Source organism: Enterovirga sp. CN4-39 (assembly GCF_049446235.1).
GTDB lineage: Bacteria > Pseudomonadota > Alphaproteobacteria > Rhizobiales > Beijerinckiaceae > Enterovirga.
The window spans coordinates 218,325-235,006 of record NZ_JBMSEF010000001.1 but is presented as its reverse complement, the minus strand read 5'-3'; the positions used below and the strand labels follow the sequence as shown (position 1 = coordinate 235,006).

At 68.3% G+C, this 16,682-nt stretch carries 18 protein-coding genes; 4 read left to right on the top strand and 14 right to left on the bottom strand.

The window, feature by feature from the left end:
• Positions 1-32: 32 nt before the first annotated feature.
• On the bottom strand, positions 33-1,010 hold the full coding sequence (locus ACO2SS_RS01195) for an ABC transporter substrate-binding protein (RefSeq protein WP_423275730.1): 978 nt from the start codon (positions 1,008-1,010) through the stop codon (positions 33-35).
• 74 nt (positions 1,011-1,084) lie between these two features.
• Between ACO2SS_RS01195 and ACO2SS_RS01190 the strand changes: the two genes are divergently transcribed.
• Complete coding sequence (locus ACO2SS_RS01190; RefSeq protein ID WP_423275729.1) at positions 1,085-1,462, top strand: 4a-hydroxytetrahydrobiopterin dehydratase; 378 nt, start codon at positions 1,085-1,087, stop codon at positions 1,460-1,462.
• A gap of 9 nt (positions 1,463-1,471) precedes the next feature.
• Here ACO2SS_RS01190 and ACO2SS_RS01185 read toward each other — a convergent pair whose 3' ends face one another.
• Positions 1,472-1,858 (bottom strand): c-type cytochrome, encoded by a 387-nt coding sequence (locus ACO2SS_RS01185; protein ID WP_423275728.1) that lies wholly within the window; start codon positions 1,856-1,858, stop codon positions 1,472-1,474.
• Positions 1,859-1,901: 43 nt separating this feature from the next.
• On the opposite strand from ACO2SS_RS01185, the gene ACO2SS_RS01180 reads away from it, so the two are divergent.
• Entirely contained in the window at positions 1,902-2,531 is a 630-nt protein-coding gene (locus ACO2SS_RS01180; protein ID WP_423275727.1) for a hypothetical protein, read from the top strand.
• Here ACO2SS_RS01180 and ACO2SS_RS01175 read toward each other — a convergent pair.
• The 9 genes from ACO2SS_RS01175 to ACO2SS_RS01135 all read right to left on the bottom strand — a co-directional run bounded on the left by ACO2SS_RS01175 (position 2,518) and on the right by ACO2SS_RS01135 (position 11,493).
• Positions 2,518-2,937: a diacylglycerol kinase gene (locus ACO2SS_RS01175; protein WP_423275726.1), complete on the bottom strand. Its 420-nt coding sequence runs from the start codon at positions 2,935-2,937 to the stop codon at positions 2,518-2,520. The genes ACO2SS_RS01180 and ACO2SS_RS01175 overlap by 14 nt on opposite strands.
• 43 nt (positions 2,938-2,980) lie before the next feature.
• Positions 2,981-3,709, bottom strand: coding sequence for an ABC transporter ATP-binding protein (locus ACO2SS_RS01170; RefSeq protein WP_423275725.1), 729 nt, complete (start codon positions 3,707-3,709; stop codon positions 2,981-2,983).
• Complete coding sequence (locus ACO2SS_RS01165; protein WP_423275724.1) at positions 3,706-4,452, bottom strand: ABC transporter ATP-binding protein; 747 nt, start codon at positions 4,450-4,452, stop codon at positions 3,706-3,708. Before ACO2SS_RS01165 ends, ACO2SS_RS01170 begins: the two co-directional genes overlap by 4 nt.
• A complete protein-coding gene (locus ACO2SS_RS01160) occupies positions 4,449-5,459 on the bottom strand; it encodes a branched-chain amino acid ABC transporter permease (protein WP_423275723.1) in 1,011 nt (336 codons plus the stop codon). Before ACO2SS_RS01160 ends, ACO2SS_RS01165 begins: the two co-directional genes overlap by 4 nt.
• On the bottom strand, positions 5,456-6,346 hold the full coding sequence (locus ACO2SS_RS01155; protein WP_423275722.1) for a branched-chain amino acid ABC transporter permease: 891 nt from the start codon (positions 6,344-6,346) through the stop codon (positions 5,456-5,458). The genes ACO2SS_RS01160 and ACO2SS_RS01155 overlap by 4 nt, the downstream gene beginning before the upstream one ends.
• A 64-nt stretch (positions 6,347-6,410) precedes the next feature.
• Positions 6,411-7,652, bottom strand: a complete 1,242-nt coding sequence (locus tag ACO2SS_RS01150) for an ABC transporter substrate-binding protein (protein ID WP_423275721.1) — start codon at positions 7,650-7,652, stop codon at positions 6,411-6,413.
• Between the two features lie 118 nt (positions 7,653-7,770).
• The gene (locus ACO2SS_RS01145) at positions 7,771-10,149 is read right to left on the bottom strand and encodes a xanthine dehydrogenase family protein molybdopterin-binding subunit (protein WP_423275720.1); all 2,379 of its coding nucleotides are present in this window, start codon (positions 10,147-10,149) and stop codon (positions 7,771-7,773) included.
• Positions 10,146-10,649 carry a (2Fe-2S)-binding protein gene (locus ACO2SS_RS01140; protein ID WP_423275719.1) on the bottom strand — a complete coding sequence of 168 codons (504 nt, stop codon included), beginning with the start codon at positions 10,647-10,649 and terminating at the stop codon, positions 10,146-10,148. The genes ACO2SS_RS01145 and ACO2SS_RS01140 overlap by 4 nt, the downstream gene beginning before the upstream one ends.
• Positions 10,639-11,493 carry an FAD binding domain-containing protein gene (locus ACO2SS_RS01135; protein WP_423275718.1) on the bottom strand — a complete coding sequence of 285 codons (855 nt, stop codon included), beginning with the start codon at positions 11,491-11,493 and terminating at the stop codon, positions 10,639-10,641. The genes ACO2SS_RS01140 and ACO2SS_RS01135 overlap by 11 nt, the downstream gene beginning before the upstream one ends.
• Positions 11,494-11,590: 97 nt before the next feature.
• Between ACO2SS_RS01135 and ACO2SS_RS01130 the strand changes: the two genes are divergently transcribed.
• Together ACO2SS_RS01130 and ACO2SS_RS01125 are read left to right on the top strand one after the other, a co-directional pair.
• Positions 11,591-12,316, top strand: coding sequence for a TetR/AcrR family transcriptional regulator (locus ACO2SS_RS01130; protein WP_423275717.1), 726 nt, complete (start codon positions 11,591-11,593; stop codon positions 12,314-12,316).
• 27 nt (positions 12,317-12,343) lie between these two features.
• Entirely contained in the window at positions 12,344-12,784 is a 441-nt protein-coding gene (locus ACO2SS_RS01125) for a hypothetical protein (RefSeq protein ID WP_423275716.1), read from the top strand.
• A gap of 16 nt (positions 12,785-12,800) precedes the next feature.
• Here ACO2SS_RS01125 and ACO2SS_RS01120 read toward each other — a convergent pair whose 3' ends face one another.
• The 3 genes from ACO2SS_RS01120 to ACO2SS_RS01110 all read right to left on the bottom strand — a co-directional run bounded on the left by ACO2SS_RS01120 (position 12,801) and on the right by ACO2SS_RS01110 (position 16,270).
• The gene (locus ACO2SS_RS01120; protein ID WP_423275715.1) at positions 12,801-14,036 is read right to left on the bottom strand and encodes an FAD binding domain-containing protein; all 1,236 of its coding nucleotides are present in this window, start codon (positions 14,034-14,036) and stop codon (positions 12,801-12,803) included.
• Positions 14,037-14,124: 88 nt separating this feature from the next.
• Positions 14,125-15,342 (bottom strand): YeeE/YedE family protein, encoded by a 1,218-nt coding sequence (locus ACO2SS_RS01115; RefSeq protein ID WP_423275714.1) that lies wholly within the window; start codon positions 15,340-15,342, stop codon positions 14,125-14,127.
• Between the two features lies 1 nt (position 15,343).
• A complete protein-coding gene (locus ACO2SS_RS01110) occupies positions 15,344-16,270 on the bottom strand; it encodes a sulfurtransferase (protein WP_423276208.1) in 927 nt (308 codons plus the stop codon).
• Positions 16,271-16,682: the final 412 nt, after the last annotated feature.

Sequence of the window (16,682 nt, the reverse complement as noted above, 5' to 3'; positions counted from 1 at the left end):
CCGGCCGGTGGCATGACGCTGCACTCGCGGGCTCACACCGGGGGATCCCAATAGAGGCCTGGAGGAAGCGACGCACCGCGCCCGACGAGCTTCTCGCCCCCGACCCTTGCCAGGACCTCGAACAGCCGCTCGGCATCGGCCCGCTCAGCAGCCACCGCGCGCCGGGGAATACCATCGAGGAAGTAGCGCCGAAGCGCCTGGAAGGTCGCTTCGTCCGGCGCCTCCATCAGCGGGCGTACGAGGGCCCAGGCGGCATCGCTGGAAACAAGCTCTCCCTTCGCCGCCTGCGAGGCGCGAAGGAACCCTTGGATGAGCCGTATCCGGTCGCCTCCCTGCGGCTCATCGACCAGGTATCCGAGCAGCGCGAGCCGGTCCGTCACCCCGAAGCGGCCGGCGATCTCGTCGGCCCCGATCAGGCGCCGGAAGCCCCTGGCCTCCAGGCGGGCGCAGAACGTCCAGTAGAGCAGTGCGGCATCGAGTTCGCCGCTCTGCAGCTTCTCCGCCAGGATCGGGGGCGCCCCGTAGGCGATCGAGGCGGCGTTGGGCAGATCGAGGCCTTCGCGCTCCGCCGCGGCCCGAAGCAGGAGCCAGTTCTTGTCGAGCGCGCCTCCGGCGATCCCGATGCGCTTGCCTTTCAGATCGCCGAGTTGCGAAATCTCGGTCTCGGGAGGCACCATCAGCGCGCCTTCCGTCGCGGAGAAGGGCAGGAAATGCACCGCCCTGCCCTCGTTGCGGAGGCGCGCGGCCCAGAGCAGGTCCGACACGATGGCGTCCACCTGGCCGCCCAGGAAAGCGATCCGCGCAGCGTCGTTCCCGGCAAGCCGCACCTGCTCGAGCCTGAAGCCCTCGGCCTCGTCGAGCCGGAGAGAGCGGATCACCTCCGCCTCCCACGACACCGTGCCGAAGGGCAGCACACCCAGGCGAAAGCCCGAGGGATCGGCAGCAAGGACTGGCCCGAGCAGGCCGGCACCTGCCGCTGCGGCGAGGACCTGCCGGCGGGAGGGCCTCACGGCCGCGGCCTCGCCGGCCCTTGCGCGCGCCAGCAACGGCCCGCATCGTGCCGGGGCCGAGGAGGGAGGAAGCAATGACCCAACCGCGCGAGCCCACCCTCGACGAGCCGGAGGTTGTCGACAGGCTCCGTAGCGAGCTGCCGCGCTGGCGCCTGGAGGATGGTTGGATCAGGCGAACCTACAAGACGAATGGCTGGAAGGGCACGTTGATGGCCATCAACGCCGTCGGCCACCTCGCCGAAGCCGCCTGGCACCATCCCGACATCACGGCCTCCTATGCATGGGTCGAGGTGCGGCTGATGACCCACTCTGCGAAGGGCATCACCGAGAAGGATCTCGCGCTCGCGCGCAAGATCGAGGAGGTCGTGGCCTGGAACCCTGCGGCGGAAGGCGGGCCGCTCGAAGGCACGCCTTCGGACCCGCGCTTCGCCTACATCAAGCATGACAAGTAGCCTCCCTCGTCAGTGCGGCACGGGCGCGTTGTCGAAGGTGTGCAGGTAGGCGATCAGGTCGCTGACGCGCTTCTCGTCCTTGAGCCCCGGATAGACCATCTTAGTGCCGGGGATCTTTGCCTTGGGGTCCTTGATGTACTCCCGGAAGGTGGCCTCGTCCCAGGTCAGGCCGGAGTTCTTGTTTGCATCCGTATAGGTGAAGCCCGCGACGCTGCCCGAGTGCCGTCCGAAGAGGCCGTTCAGCACCGGGCCGACGCCGTTTTTGGCGTTGGGGCCGACCTGATGGCAGGCCCTGCACTGGAGAAAGACCTTCTCGCCGGCCGCTGCATCCTGGGCATTGCCGGAAGCGGGGGCGAGCAGCGTCAGCCCTAGCACCAGCGCAACGTGAGTCCGCATTCGTATCCTCCCGGCATTCAAGAGCGACCATTCAGAACTGAACGTGCACTCTCTTATTATTTTCACACTATCCAAATCTCACCCGGCAACAGTGATCACGATCGCTACTCACAAATCAAGGCACATCGAGGCATCGGAACTTCGCCTGTTTCGTCGGCATTTTCGTCAGACGGATCGGGAGGGAACAATGCATAGCCGGACACTTACCGCCATTGGCTTCGCGATGGCGGCAGCTCTTTCTGCAACGGCGGCTTGGGCCGGGCCCTGCTCGGACGAGATCGCGTCCTTGCGCCGGGCCCTGGCTGACGATACGGCGATGGGCGCGCCGGTAACAGGCTCCATCTCGGGCACCGCCGCGCGGGGCGCGAGCGGAAGCACGGAGGCGATGACGTCAGGTGCACCGAGCACCTCCGCGGGCGGGCGGACCAGCGGGGAAGGCGGGCTCAAGGAGATGAATGCGGCGTCCGCTCAGATCGCGACGTCGCCCGAAGACGTAAGACGCCAGCAACAGGGCTTGCCCACCGCAGCGCAGGATCCAAGCCGGGCATCCCAGCCGGCCGATTCATCCTCGGCCGCCAGGAACAAGCTCGCGGAAGCCGCCGCGCTCGATTCCCGTGGCGATGCCGGTTGCAAGGCGGCTCTCGGCGAAGCCCGCCGGCTCAGCGGACGCTGACCTCGGCGGGCGCACCGCTGGTCAGCCATGCCGGATCGAACCAGCGGTCGGCTTCCCCGTCATAGGGGAGCCGGGTGATGTCCCAGTGCCGGACATACTGCGCATAGGCCGCCCAGACGGGCGGGCCGCCGCCGATGAAGACGACGCGGTCCCGGAAGCGATCCAAGAGGTCGCCCGGCCGATCCGAGGAGCGTAATTCCACGATCGTCCGGTCGTGGCGGGCGAAATCCGGGATGGAGCGTGCCGTCGCCGGGCCGGCCGCGATCACGTGTCCGCGCGTGAGCTCGAAGAACCGCGCGACATCCGCCCTGAACTCGCGCCTTGGGTCGCCCTCCCAGGGCATTGCGCCGCGAAGGCCGAGTTGTCCTCGCAGCCCGATGGCGCAGATCACGCGGATATCGGCCATCGCCACCTCCCCGCCGCGGCGTTCCGGGAAGGCCGATCCTAGCTCAAACCGAGCAATAGCGCGCCTGGACTTCATCGTCGGCCCGCAGCGCGGCCGCGGTCGCATGGTGGACGACGGCACCGCCGTCCATGACGTAGACGCGGTCGGAGACGTCGAGGGCGAGGTCGACGTTCTGCTCGACGAGCAGGATGGTTGTTCCTGCGCGCTTCATGGCGACGAACTGCTCGAACATTTCCTCGACCAGGATGGGCATGATGCCCTCGGAGGGTTCGTCGAGCAGCACCATGATCGGCTCCGCCATCAGGGCCCGAGCGATGGCGAGCATCTGCTGCTCGCCCCCGGACATCGTGATGGCTTCCTGCTTCAGGCGTTGCTTGAGGCGCGGGAACGTCTCCGCGATGGCCTCGACCCGCCGGGCCTCGTCGCGCCGGCCTGCGGATGCGAGGATCCCAAGGCGAAGGTTTTCCTCCACGGTGAGACCTGGAACGATCCGACGCTCCTCCGGCACATAGGCGAGCCCCCGGTGGAAGCGGGCATGCGGCGGCAGGCCCAGGATCTCCTCGCCGGCGAAAGCGACACGCCCCTCGCGGCGCGGCACGAGACCCATGATGGACTTGAGCGTGGTGGTCTTGCCGGCGCCGTTGCGGCCGATCAGCGTCACGATCTCGCCGGGCCGCACCTCGAGCTTGACGCCCTGGAGAATATGGCTGTGCCCGTACCAGGCCGAGAGATCCTGGACGGCGAGCAGCGGCACCCCTGCGGCGCTGCTCATGCCGACTTGCCCAGATAGACGCGGCGGACTTCGGAATGGGCGCGGATCTCGTCCGGCGTCCCCTCGGCCAGGAGTTCGCCCTGGTGCAGCACGATCAACCGTTTGCAGAGGTCCATCACGAGCTTCATCTTGTGCTCGACGAGGATGAGCGTCCGCTCCGTCGCGAGCCGGCGGACGAGATCCATCATCTCGCGCGTCTCCTCGGGGCTCATGCCTGCCGTCGGCTCGTCCAGAAGGAGGAGCGAAGGCTCCACGGCAAGCGCCATCGCGATCTCGAGCGCACGCTGCTCGCCATGCGCGAGTTCCCGCGCGAGGCGGGACATCCGGGCGCCGAGCCCCACCTCCGTCAGCAGCCGCTCTGCGGTCTCGGTGAGTTCCGGATAGGAGGAGCGGTCGCGGAAGAGCTGGAACCGGACGGATCTCGCCTGGGCGGCGACCCGGACGTTCTCCCGCGCCGTGAGGTGCGGGAAGACATTCGTGATCTGGAAGGACTTCGCGATCCCCATGCGGGCGAAGGCATGCGGCGGCGAACCGGTGATGTCCCGCCCGCGGAACAGGACGCGACCCTCGCTCGGTGCGAACGCACCGGAGATGACGTTGAAGAAGGTCGACTTGCCGGCACCGTTGGGGCCGATCACGGCCGTGATCCCCCCCTCGGGGAAGGTGACGGAGACGTTCGACAGCGCCCGGAAGGCGCCGAAGCGCTTGCCGACGCCCTCGGTCGCGAGGATCGGCGCCGTCACAGGCCGGCCCTCTTCATGCGTGCCAGGAGTTCTCCCCAGATGCCGAGCGGCAGGAAGAGCACGAAGGCGATGAAGATCGCGCCGACGAGAAGCTGCCAATGGCTGGTGAGGCTCGAGAAGACGTCCTGCAGAAGCAGGAATACGCCGGCGCCCACGAACGGCCCGAAGAACGTGCCCATCCCGCCGAGCAGCGCCATCATCACGGCCTGGCCGGAGGTCGAGTAGTGCATCGTCTCGATCGGCACGATCGACAGGTGAATGGCCTGGAGCGCGCCCGCGAGCCCGCAGAAGGCCCCGGACAGGATGAAGGCGACGAGCTTCGTCCGGCGGACGTCGTAGCCGCAGGCCTGCGCCCGATTTTCGTTTTCCCGGATGGCCTCCAGCACGGCCCCGAACGGCGAGGACAGGATACGGGAGAACAGCCAGATCGCGAGTCCGACCACAGCCAGCATGGCGTAGTACTTCGTGGTCGGGTTCAGCAGGTTCAGGCTGAACCCGGGGAGCGACAGGCTGGGCACGTTGATGCCACGCAACCCGTTCTCGCCACCCGTGAAGCGCTCCGCCTGGTAGAAGGCGTAGTAGACGCACATCGAGAGCGCGAGCGTCGTCATGGCGAAGTAGATGCCGCGGGTACGAATGGCGAGGTAGCCCATGACGACCGCAATGCTCGTCGCCAGTGCCGTGCCGGCCACCATGGCGAGCAGCGGGTGCCAGCCGTAATGGACGATGGCGATGCCGCAGCCATAGGCCCCCGCGCCCAGCAGTGCCGCGTGCCCGAAGGACAAAAGGCCCGTGTAGCCGAAGAGCAGGTTGAACCCGAGCGCGAAGAGCCCGAGCACCAGGATGTTGGCCGCTAGCGCCTGGTAGGGCGCGATCCAGGGGAAGATCACCAGGAAGGTGAGCGTGAGCGCGACGCGGTGGCGGGACGCGAAGGCGAGGACGCTCCCGGTCCGGCCCGAGGCGGGCCGCTCGGCCGGAGCGGTCGGTGCGAGGGCGGCGTCGCTCATCCCAGGGCTCCCGCCCGGCCGAGAAGGCCGCGAGGACGAACGAGCAGCACGAGCGCCATCAGCGCGAAGATCGCCATCTTGGTGAGGTCGGGTGCAATGAGCGAGGTCATCGAGACGACGATGCCGACGAGCAGCCCGGCAAGAACGGCCCCCGCGAGTGATCCCATTCCGCCCACGACCGTGACCACGAAAGCCTCCGCCAGGACCGGAATGCCCATCTCCGGCGTCACGCCCTGGAGAGGCGCCGCGAGGATGCCGGCAAGTCCGGCGAGCCCGCAGCCGAGCCCGAACACGACGAGCCAGATCTTGGAGATGTCGATGCCGAGCACCTGGACGATCTGCGGGTCACGCGCGCCAGCCCGAATGATGAGACCGAACGAGGTCCGTTCGATGAATAGGTAGAGCGCCGTGACGACCAGGGCCGTGAACCCGATCAGGAACAGGCGATAGAGCGGGAAGAACCCGATCCCGATATCGACCGCGCCGCGCAGCGCGGGCGGCGCTCCGAACGGCAACCCAGTCAGGCCGAACGCGATCCGGACGCTCTCCACCATCACGTAGGAGAGGCCGAACGTCAGAAGCAGCGGATCGTCGATCCCCCGGCCGTAGAGGGGCCGGACGAGCACCCGCTCGACGGCGAGCCCGAGCACGCCCATCGCGAGCGGAGCGGCGACGAGCGACAGCCAGAAGTTTCCCGTGAGCCCGTACAGGAAGACGCCGATATAGGCGCCGACCATGAAGAAGGCGCCGTGGGCAAAGTTCACGACGTTCATCAGGCCAAAGATCAGCGACAGGCCGATCCCGACCAGGATGTAGATCGCCCCGAGCGCCACGCCCGTGACGACCTGCATGGCAAGCAGGTCGAGGGGGAAGCCGGCGATGGTCATGACATCTGCGCCCGGATCCTCCCCCGTGCAACGGGGGAGAAGATCCTGCCGTCCTGGATCACCTTCACGCCTTGTGGCCGAGCTCTTCGCAGGTGCGGAGCACCTTCTCGTCCGGGCCTTCGGTCGCGAGGATCGTGAACACGTCGTCCGGCGTCTTCTGGTCCTTGTGCTTGGACTCGACGATCAGCACCGACTGGACGAGCTGGTGGTCGCATTTCCGGAAGCTCTGCGGCCCCTTGTAGAAATCGGCCTTCAGTCCCTCCATGGCGGCGATGACCTTGTCGGTCTCGAGCGATTTCGCCGCCTTCACGCCTTCGAGAACCGAACGTACGCCCGCATAGCCGAGCGCGCCGTAATCGGAGGGAACCGCGCCGTTATAGGCGGCCCGGAACTTGTCGTTGAATGCCTTTGCCGAGGGAACGCTGTCCTCCAGCCGCCAGTAATAGGACGTCCCGCCGACCACCCCTTCGAATGCGTCGCCGCCGGCCTTGCGGGCCGTGAAGAGCAGCACGGGCGCGACGAGCTTGGTGGTGCGCTTGAGGCCGAACTCGGTCGCCTGCTGGATCGAGACGACCTGGTCGCGGCCGAAGTTGCAGAGGCAGAGGACGTCCGGCTTCAGGGCGGCGATGCGGGGCAGGAACGCGGAATAGTCGGAGGCGCCGATCGGGTGGCGGATATCGGCCACGACCTCGATTCCGCTCGCCTCGCCGGCCTTGCGGAAGCCGCGCACCATCTCGTGGCCGTACGCGTAGTCGGCGGTGAGGAATGCCACCTTCTTGCCTGAGGCCTTGGGAAACACATAGCGGCCGACGGCGCCGGCGGTCATGTGCGGGTTCAAGGCCTCGTGGAAGGTGGTGCGGCCGAAATCCTTGGCCTCGTTGATGGCATCGGACTGGCTGATCGAATTGTAGATCACGCCGCGCTCGCGGGCGACGTTGTTGATCGACAGCGTAACGGCCGCCGAGAGTGCGCCGACGATGAAGTTGACCTTGTCCTTCTCGATCAACTCGAGCGTGCGGGTGGCGGCCTCGCCAGGATTGAGCTTGTCGTCCCGAACGAGGAGTTCGGCCATCCGGCCCTCGAACCCGCCGGTCTCGTTGAATTCCTTGACGGCGATCTGTGCGGCGCGAACCTGATCGTTCGCCTCCGCCCCGAACGCACCCGTGAGCGGCACCGGGAAGCCGATTTTGATGGGTCCTGAGCCCTGGGCCCAGGCGCTCCGCAGCAGGGCCGGCGCGGCCAGGGCGATGGCCGAAACGCCCGCAGCGCCCTGCAACAGCTTACGTCTGTCGATCCCCTGGCTCATGTGGTCCTCCCGTATCGTTGAAGTTCTGAGACCCGGCTTCCGCTTTCGACATCGAAGCGCAAACGGTGGCGACGCTGCCCGGTGCCTCGGCGCGGGTGCCCGTTTGGTCCCCGCCCCATCACACCACGCCCATTGCCTCGAGGATCACCTCGGGCGTCACCGGTTGCCGGGCGACCCGGGCATCGAATGGCCGAAGAGCGTCGTTGATGGCGTTCACCACCGCGGCCGGTGCGCCCGCCGTCCCTGCCTCGCCGGCGCCCTTCGCGCCGATCTCGGACGACGACGTCGGCGAGACCACGTGCGCGACCTCGATGTCCGGCATCTCGCCCGCCATCGGCACGAGGTAATCGGCCATCGAGCCGTTCAGCAGCTGCCCCTCGCTGTCATAGATGCAGTGCTCGAACAGCGCCCCGCCGATCCCCTGCACGATGCCGCCGCGGATCTGCTCGTCGACGAGGAGCGGGTTCAGGACCGTGCCGCAATCCTCCACGCACCAGTGGCGCAGGAGCTTAACGAAGCCGGTCTCGACATCGACCTCGACATAGGAGCCCTGGACGCCGTTGGTGAAGGCGAAGGGATAATCCTTCGGCACGTAGTGCCGGGTGACCATGAATTCAGGCTGCACGCCGGGAGGCAGGGTGTCGGGCCGAAAATAGACGATGCGGCCCAGTTCCGACAGCGGCATGCGCTCCGTCCCGGTCGCGGCATCCACGATGGCGCCTTCGCGGATGTCGAGCGTCTCCGGCTTCGCCTGGAGGATCGCACCGGCAGTCGCGACGATGTTGGCGCGGAGCGCCTTGCCGGCCTGCCACGCCGCCTCGCCGCCGATGCCGGCGCCGCGCGAGGCCCAGGTGCCACCACCATAGGGCGTCGCCTGCGTGTCACCGGAGACGACCTTCACCTTCTCCATCGGCACGCCCGTCGCGGTGGCAACGATCTGCGCGATGATGCCCTCTGTTCCCTGGCCCTGCTCGGTGACGCTGACGGAGGCCACGACACCGCCCTGCGGATCGAGGCGGATCGTGCAGCCGTCCTGAGAGGAGATGCGGGCGCCGCCGACGCCGTAGAACGCGGCGGACGGGTTGGTGATCTCGATGAAGGTCGCGAGGCCGATGCCGCGATGGATGCCCTTCTGGCGCAAGGCAGCCTGCTCGGCCCGGAGCGCGTCGTAATCCATCATGCTCTTTAGCTTCGCGAGCGCGGCCTGATGGGAGAGCCTCTCGAGCTTGATCCCCGAGACGCCGGAGCACGGATAGGCATCGTCCGGGATGACGTTCCGCTCGCGCACGGCCAGCGGATCGAGCCCGAGGCGCGCCGCCCCGAGATCGACAAGCCCCTCGGCCACCATGGTTGCGATCGGATGCCCCACCGCCCGGTACTGGCAGGTCGGCGCCTTGTTCTGAAGGACCACACGGGCGCGCGCCCGGTAGTGCTGGTGGCGGTAGGGGCCGCCGGTCAGGTTCACGACCTGGTTCGCCTCGACCGCGCTGGTGCGGGGATAGACCGAATAGGGACCGATCCCGGTGAGGTCGTCCATGTCCAGCGCGAGAATGTCGCCCTCGGCCGAGAACGCCATGCGGGCCGTTACCCGATGGTCGCGGGCATGGATGTCACTTGTGAAGCTCTCAAGCCGATCGGCCACGAACTTCACCGGGCGCTTCAGCATGACGGACAGCGCACAGGTGGCCATCTCGTCCGGGTAGATGTGGACCTTGATGCCGAAGGAGCCGCCGACATCCTTGCAGATCACCCGCACCGAGCCTTCTGGTAGCGAGAGGTGCTTGCACAGGATGTCCTGCATCATGTGCGGCGCCTGGAAGGAGTGATGCACGGTCAACGTCGCGTCGGGTGCCGACCAATCCGCCAGGATCGCGCGCGGCTCCAGGCACACGCCCGTATGCCGGCCGAACTGGAACGTCTCCTCGACGACAACGGCCGCATCCCGGAACGCGGCCTCGACATCGCCGACATCGAGCATGCGCTCGAAGGCGATGTTGTCGCCTAGCTCGGCGTGGATGAGCGGCGTCGCAGGATCGAGCGCCGTCTCCATATCGACCACGGCCGGCAACGGATCGAACTCGACAGCGATGGCGGACAATGCGTCTTCCGCCTCGGCCCGGCTGCGGGCCACGACGGCGCAGAAGGGCTCGCCCACCCAGGTGACGCGATCCACGGCGAGCGCATGCTGCGGCGCCGATTTCAGCCCCTTGAAATGGCCAAGCACTCCAACCCAGGGCGAGCAGACTGCGGCGAGTTCCGCCCCGGTTACGACCGCGACGACGCCCGGCATCGCCTTGGCGGCCTCGGTGTCGATCGAGGAGATGCGGGCATGCGCAAGAGGACTGCGCAGGAAGCCTACATGCGCCAGCCGACCGGCTGCGACGTCGTCGACATAGACACCCTTGCCCTCGAGGAGGCGCCGCGCGTTCGGGCGTGGGACGGAGCGGCCGATATAGCTGTTCGGCCGGTCGAGGAAGGTCAGCGCGGTGTCGCTCACGTGGCGGCCTCCCAGCCGGCATCGCCCTTCCGGCGAGCCTCAGCCGTCGTGGCGATCGCGTCCACGATCGCGTGGTACCCCGTGCAGCGGCAGTAATTGCCGGAGATCGCCTCCCGGATCGCCTCGCGGGAGGGCGCCTCGTTCTCCGCCAGCAACTCGGACGCCGTCGCCAGCATGCCGGGCGTACAATACCCGCACTGGAGGGCGTTGCGTTCGTGGAAGGCCTCCTGGAGGTCGGCGATGCGGCCGCTCTCGGTCAGCCCCTCGATCGTTTCGACGACGGCCCCGTCGGCCTGGACCGCAAGCATCAGGCAGGAGCGGATCGCCCGGCCGTCCACCAGGATCGTGCAGGCGCCGCAAACCCCGTGCTCGCAGCCGATATGGACGCCCGTGAAGCCGAACTCCGTCCGCAGCAGGTCGCCGAGATGGGTCCGGGCCGCGGCGCGGCAGCTGACAGGGTGCCCGTTCAGCAGAAAGGAGATCTCGCGTTCACGCTCCACCGGCAGCCTCCATCATGCGGCCGGCGACGCGTCCGAGGAGCACGCGGGCGAGGTGCAGCCGCGTCGCGCCCTTCACGGCGATGTCGTCGGGCGGGTCGATCTCGTCGCCGAGCATGGCCTGCGCGGCCTTGATGTCCCCGGCCTGAAGGGCCGCCGCTGCCGCGCTCGCAAGGACCGGACGGTCTGCGACGCCGAAGAAGGCGAGCCTGACATCGGCCAGCCTCCCGCCTTCGCTCCGCGCGCTGGCCGCAAGCCCGGCGAGAGCGTAGTCGCCGCTCCGCCGCGCGAGTTCGTCGAAGCCCCAGAGCGCGCCGGAGGACGGGATGGGCATCTCGATCGCGACGAGGATTTCGTCGGGCCCGACCGCGGTCGTATACAGCCCCTGGAAGAACTCGGCCGCCGGGACGCGTCTCTCCCCGCCCTGGGCGCGGACCACCATCGTGGCGTCGAGGGCCAGGCAGCAGGCCGGCCACTCGGTCGCCGGGTCGCCCAGCGCGACCGAGCCGCCGATCGTTCCACGGTTGCGGATCGCCGGGTGGGCGATGTGGGGCATCGCCGCCGCGAGCAGCGGCAAGCGCTCCCGGACCAGCGGCGACTCGCCGACCTCTCGGTGGCGCGCCATCGCACCGATCCGGACCAGTCCATCGGATTCAGCGATCCCGGCGAGATCGGGGATCCGGTTCAGGTCGATCAGGAGGGAAGGCGCCGCGAGGCGCATGTTGAGGGATGTGACGAGGCTTTGCCCGCCCGCCAGGAGCCGCGCATCCTCGCCGTGCTCGGCGAGCAGAGCGAGCGCCTCATCGAGCGTGGTCGGCCGCGCATAGGCGAAATCCGGCGCCTTCATCCGGCGCACCCTCCCCTTCACCCCTTGCTCTGCCCCGGGTGATTGGGGCAGGCTGGAGCCTCTTGTTGATCGTTTGATCAATAGAGGCTGCCTTGGAATGGGGTCAAGTAAAATCGAGCTAGACCTTCGGCCGAGCCGCGCGCCCGCACGCCGGCGGCTCGATGCGGGCGCGCGCGAGCGTCAGATCCTGGAGGGCGCGATCGCGTATTTCGCGGAGGTCGGGCTCGACGGGCAGACGCGCGAGCTAGCCCGGCGGCTCGGGATCACGCAGCCGCTCCTGTTCCGCTATTTTCCGACCAAGCAGCACCTGATCGAGCGGATCTACGAGGAGGTCTACCTCAAGCGCTGGAAAGCCGAGTGGGAGGCGATCATCGCCGACGCATCCCGGCCGACCATCGAACGCTTCCGGCGGTTCGAGCTCGATTACCAGCGCACGATCGACGACTATGCGTGGCTGCGCATCTTCGTGTCGGCCGGGCTGAAGGGCTACGGCCTTCCGCAGCGCTATCTCGGCATGGTGCGCGAGCGCATCTTCGCCCCGCTCCTCGCCGCCATGCGGGCCGAGTACCGGTTGCCATCGCCCGAAACGCAGCCGCTCTCGCCGGAGGAGTTCGAGCTTCTCTTCGGCATCCATGGCGCCCTCGTCTATGTGGGGCTGCGCACACAGGTCTACGGCGCCGACGCGCCGTCCGATCACGACGCGCTCCGCGAAGCCTTGCTCGATTCGAGCTTGCCGGGGCTCGGCGAGGCTTTCCGGGCGATCGTCCGCCGCGAGCACAGAGCCGCCGCTCCCAGCCGACCAGCCGTGCACGAGCCGGGCTAACCCAAACAACACCAGGAGGAACGATCCATGTCGCAGGCCCTGTCATCCCGTCCGGCACCAGCGCCCGACCTCGCGGCAGAATTGGAAGCGGGACGCCGCAACGGCTGCGTCGGCACGCGGCTCCTATCGATGGACGATCGCTCCCGGGTCTGGACGATCGAGCTGAAGCCGGGCGAGCGGATCGGCTTCCACACGCATGTGCTCGACTACTTCTGGACGGCCATCACGGCGGGGCGGGCGCGCTCGCATTTCGGGGACGGTCGGGTGGTCGAGACCGAGTACCGGGCCGGGGACATCCAGCACATGACGTTCTCGTCCGGCCGCTCGATGACGCACGACCTCGCCAATATCGGCGACACCGAGCTGATCTTCACGACGGTGGAGTTCCTGGACAGCGCCAATCCGCCCTTCGAGCTGCCTGCCGAAGTGCAGGCCCAGGCTGAAGGAGCGGTGCACGTCCGGGTCTGAGCGGCAGCCCCCTGCCTCAGCCCGGAAGATCGGGCGGCGGGACCGCCGTCTCGGCGAGCACCGCTTCTGGCTTCCGGTGCCGCTCGGCGTCCTCGCGCTGCCGGGCGTCGAGCTGCTGGGCCTGCATATAGGCACCGAGCGCCCGCGACCGCGCCACGATCGCCGCGCCGAAGGGCCGCCTCGTCCGGTCGAGGACTGACAGGGCAGATGGGACGTCGCCTTGCGCTGCGACGAGCGCATCTGCCAGCGCCGACGCGTCGGCCATCGCCTTGGTCACCCCCATGCCGACATGCGGCCGGGCCACGAAGGCGGCATCGCCGATCACCGCGACCCTGCCGCCGAACGCCATCGCGGGCGCCTCAAGGTCCAGGATCGCCTGGAGGAAGGGCTGGCGGGTTCGACGAACGACCTCCGCAAAGGCCGGGGCGAGCAGCCGGTCCGCATCGCTCCGCATCCTGCTCAGGACCTCCGGCCGGATCCGGTTGGGCGGAATGGACAGCTCGTGCCGCGTCCCTTCCGTATCCGTCAGGAGCCGGCCGAGTTCCTCCGGCCCCGCGGGCCTGTACCAGACGAAGTTGAAGCGACGGCGCCCGTGCCGGGTATCGTCGCCCGCGCCGGAGACGGGATAGCCGAGAATCTGCTCGCCCTTGGGCAGGCAGAAGGCGAAATGATCAGCGATCGCGTCCCGGGTCTCGGCCGAGAGCTCGCTCTCCTCCGCCAAGCCGCGCCAGGCGACGTAGCCCGCATAGACGGGAGCGACCGCGGGGGCGAAGATCCGGCGGACCGTCGAGAACAGGCCATCGGCTCCCACGACGAGATCGGCCGTGAAGCTCCGGCCGTCCTCCAGTTGCAAGGCCGCCTCGCCCGAGCCTGGCTCGATCCGCACGACATTGGCGCCGAGCGTGACGATCCCTGGCGGGAGCACCTTCCCCAGGGCGCCATAGAGGCGCCCCCAGCTCGCGAGCACCTGCGGCAGCCGTGTCTCGCCGACGATGCGCCCCTCCCGGTTGAGCACCCGGCGGGTCTCGACCGCGACGCCGAGGCTCGCGGGATCGGCGCAGGCATCCAGCCGGGCCAGGATCGCGTGCATCTCCGGATGCGTGACGATGCCGGCTCCGCGTCCCGCGAGGTCGGCCTGCGAGCGCTCGAAAACGCGGACATCGGCGCCGATCCGTGCGAGCAGCGCGGCGGCCGTCAGACCCGTGATCGAGCCCCCGACGATTGCGATCCGGAGTGGTTGGCGGCTCGGCACGAAGGCTGATCCATCATCGTTGACGCGCTCGCCGGCGAGGGCCGAGCAACGAAGCTGGATAGAGGCTGCAATCCGTCCCGTCGAGCGATCACGGGCCCGGCAGGAGCCCCAGGCGCCGGCCGAGGGCCGTCGTGAGCGTCGCCCCGCCGAACATCGTCACGGCGAAAACCCAGCCCGATGCGGCGCCGGCCGAGATGCCCGACAGCAGCGTGCCGATAGAGCAGCCAAGCCCCGTCATGGCTCCCCAGCCCAGCAGCACGCCCCCGGCGAGGCCCCGTGCGACATGGCCTGTCCGCGGCCGCTCGGGCCGGAACTGGCCGGCCAGCAGGGCCGCCCCGAAGGAGGCGAGCACGAGGCCGGTCACGAACAAGCCGTTCGGGGTCAGGAGAGCGTCGCGCACGAGCGTGGCACAGCCCCTGAACGTGTCGAGCCCTTCCAGCCGGGCGGGAAGAAGCCCCAAGGAACCGGCCGCCTGGCGCGATCGGGAGCCGATCTCGGCCGTCACGCCGAGCGGGCCGACGCGCAGATAAGCGATCGTCGCAATCGCGCCGACGGCGATTCCGCCGAGCCAGGCAGGCCACCGATTTCGGAACACGGCGTGGAGCGGGTCCGGCGCCGGGGAAGCGGGCGCGACCGGTCGGGCGTGCATGAGCCACAACGCAATCGCCGCCAGAACACCGAGGCCGAGCGCAAGCGCGCCGCCATAGCCGAGAAAGCGCGGCAGCCAGAGGATCGGCGCATCCGACACGCTCGCGAGATAGAGCGGGTTCCAGGTCCGGAAGGCGAGGACGAACCCGACCGCCGTGCCGAGAAGCGCGAAGGGGGCCGTCGGGGACCCCTCCCCCAGCCGGTAGAGATGCGCGCTGATGCAGGAGCCGGAAATCGCCATGCCGGCCCCGAACGCGAGGCCGGCCAGGACGAGGACCGGGCCGACCGGACCGATATGCGCATCCGGCGGCAGCCGCGTCCCGCTCGGGTCGGGAAGCCATCCGCCGATCACGGCCGTCGTGCCGGCCAGCGCCACTGCGAGCGCGGCCAGGATGGCGAGCACGCCGCGCGGATCGCCTCGATCGAGCAGGTCGCGCCAGTGGCAGGCGAAGCAGAAGCGCGAGCGCTGCAGGACGAAGCCGAAGAGCGCGCCGAAGAGGAGCGACAGCGAAAGCTTGCCGCTGCCCGGTTGTGACGAGAGGTGCCACACGCCGGCTACGAGACCGACGGCAATCAGGGCCGCGAGCGCGGCCCTGACAGGAGACAGGTCTCCGAGCCCCGGGCCTGCCCGGAGCACCGGATTGGAGGCCGAGCTCACGCTACTTGCCGCCCCAGACCGTGCCAGCGAGGTTGGCGATCGGCACCCCAACCGCGTTCCCGTATTCCGTCCAGGATCCGTCGTAGTTCGCCGCCTCGTAGCCGAGCAGGCGGGTCAGCAGGAACCAGGTATGGCTGGAGCGCTCGCCGATGCGGCAGGTCGTGATGATCGGCTGCGACCCGTCCACGCCGACCTCTGCATAGATCTTCTTGAGCTCGGCCACGGACTTGAAGCTCCCGTCAGGGTTGACGGCCCGGGCCCAAGGCACGTTGACCGAGGTCGGAATGTGGCCCGCGCGGATCGCGAGTTCCTGGAAGCCGGCCGGCGCGATGATCTTGCCTGAGAACTCGTCTGGCGAGCGGATGTCGAGGATCTTCGCCTTCCGATCGCCCTTAGCCACCGCGACCACGTCGGCGAGGCGCGCCCGCAGCCCCAGCTGTGCCGCCGCGACGGTGAAGTTCGAGGGCGCCACCTCGGCGGTCCGGGTGTCGAGCGGGCGCTTCTCGGCCTCCCACTTCTTGCGGCCGCCATCGAGCAGCTTCACGTTGTCGACGAGGCCGTATTGCGCGAGGACCCACGCGCCCCAGGCGGCGAACCAGTTGTTGTTGTCGCCATAGAGGACGATCGTGCTGTCCCGGTCGATGCCGAGGCGGCGGGCCAATGCCTGGAACTTCTCTGGCCGGGCGATGTCGCGATCCGTGGTCTCGACGAGATCCGTGTGCCAGACGACGTTCTGCGCGCCCGGAATGTGGCCTCGCTCGAACAGCCCCGGCTCGACGGAGACCTCGAGAACCCGGAGCTTCGGCTGGTCGAGGTTCTTCTCCAGCCACTCCGTCGTAACGAGCGCCCCGGCAGCCGTTCCCTGGGCGGAGGCCGGGCCTCCGACGATGATCCAGCTGATCAGGGCCAGTGCGAGCGCCAGGCTCAGCGCTCCCAATCGGTGGCGAAGTCGAAAGGGTCGCCCTCCCTCCGGGGACGTCAGCGACGCCGTCGCTCTCCCTGGCCAATAAGCTTCGGTTGCCCCCACCACGATCGTTCTCCACCAATGTTTGGAGCAGGCATCGTCGTCACCCAGGCAACAAAGATCAACTAGCATGACTACGCTTTGTTACACTCGAAACCGGAATTTCAATCTCCCGTTCCTGCGACTTGTAGAAGAAATAATCTACGGCACGCCATTCGAATACATGCCCTCCGCAAAGGTGGTTGCCAGACCGAGATCCCCCGCCATGCCGCCTCGTTGCGAAACGGGAGCGAAGTGACTCCTTCGGCGTCGCCAAGTCATGCCCGGAACGCACCAGCCCAGAGCCGATACGCAATCGGCCAACGGCTCACACCTG

Bases quoted from the DNA above. Each gene is read 5' to 3' on its own strand.
- ACO2SS_RS01125 (WP_423275716.1), top strand. From the start codon at position 12,344: ATGTCGCAGGCCCTGTCATCCCGTCCGGCACCAGCGCCCGACCTCGCG.
- ACO2SS_RS01170 (WP_423275725.1), bottom strand. From the start codon at position 3,709: ATGAGCAGCGCCGCAGGGGTGCCGCTGCTCGCCGTCCAGGATCTCTCG.
- ACO2SS_RS01155 (WP_423275722.1), bottom strand. From the start codon at position 6,346: ATGACCATCGCCGGCTTCCCCCTCGACCTGCTTGCCATGCAGGTCGTC.
- ACO2SS_RS01160 (WP_423275723.1), bottom strand. From the start codon at position 5,459: ATGAGCGACGCCGCCCTCGCACCGACCGCTCCGGCCGAGCGGCCCGCC.
- ACO2SS_RS01130 (WP_423275717.1), top strand. From the start codon at position 11,591: ATGGGGTCAAGTAAAATCGAGCTAGACCTTCGGCCGAGCCGCGCGCCC.
- ACO2SS_RS01150 (WP_423275721.1), bottom strand. From the start codon at position 7,652: ATGAGCCAGGGGATCGACAGACGTAAGCTGTTGCAGGGCGCTGCGGGC.
- ACO2SS_RS01135 (WP_423275718.1), bottom strand. From the start codon at position 11,493: ATGAAGGCGCCGGATTTCGCCTATGCGCGGCCGACCACGCTCGATGAG.
- ACO2SS_RS01175 (WP_423275726.1), bottom strand. From the start codon at position 2,937: ATGGCCGATATCCGCGTGATCTGCGCCATCGGGCTGCGAGGACAACTC.
- ACO2SS_RS01190 (WP_423275729.1), top strand. From the start codon at position 1,085: ATGACCCAACCGCGCGAGCCCACCCTCGACGAGCCGGAGGTTGTCGAC.
- ACO2SS_RS01185 (WP_423275728.1), bottom strand. From the start codon at position 1,858: ATGCGGACTCACGTTGCGCTGGTGCTAGGGCTGACGCTGCTCGCCCCC.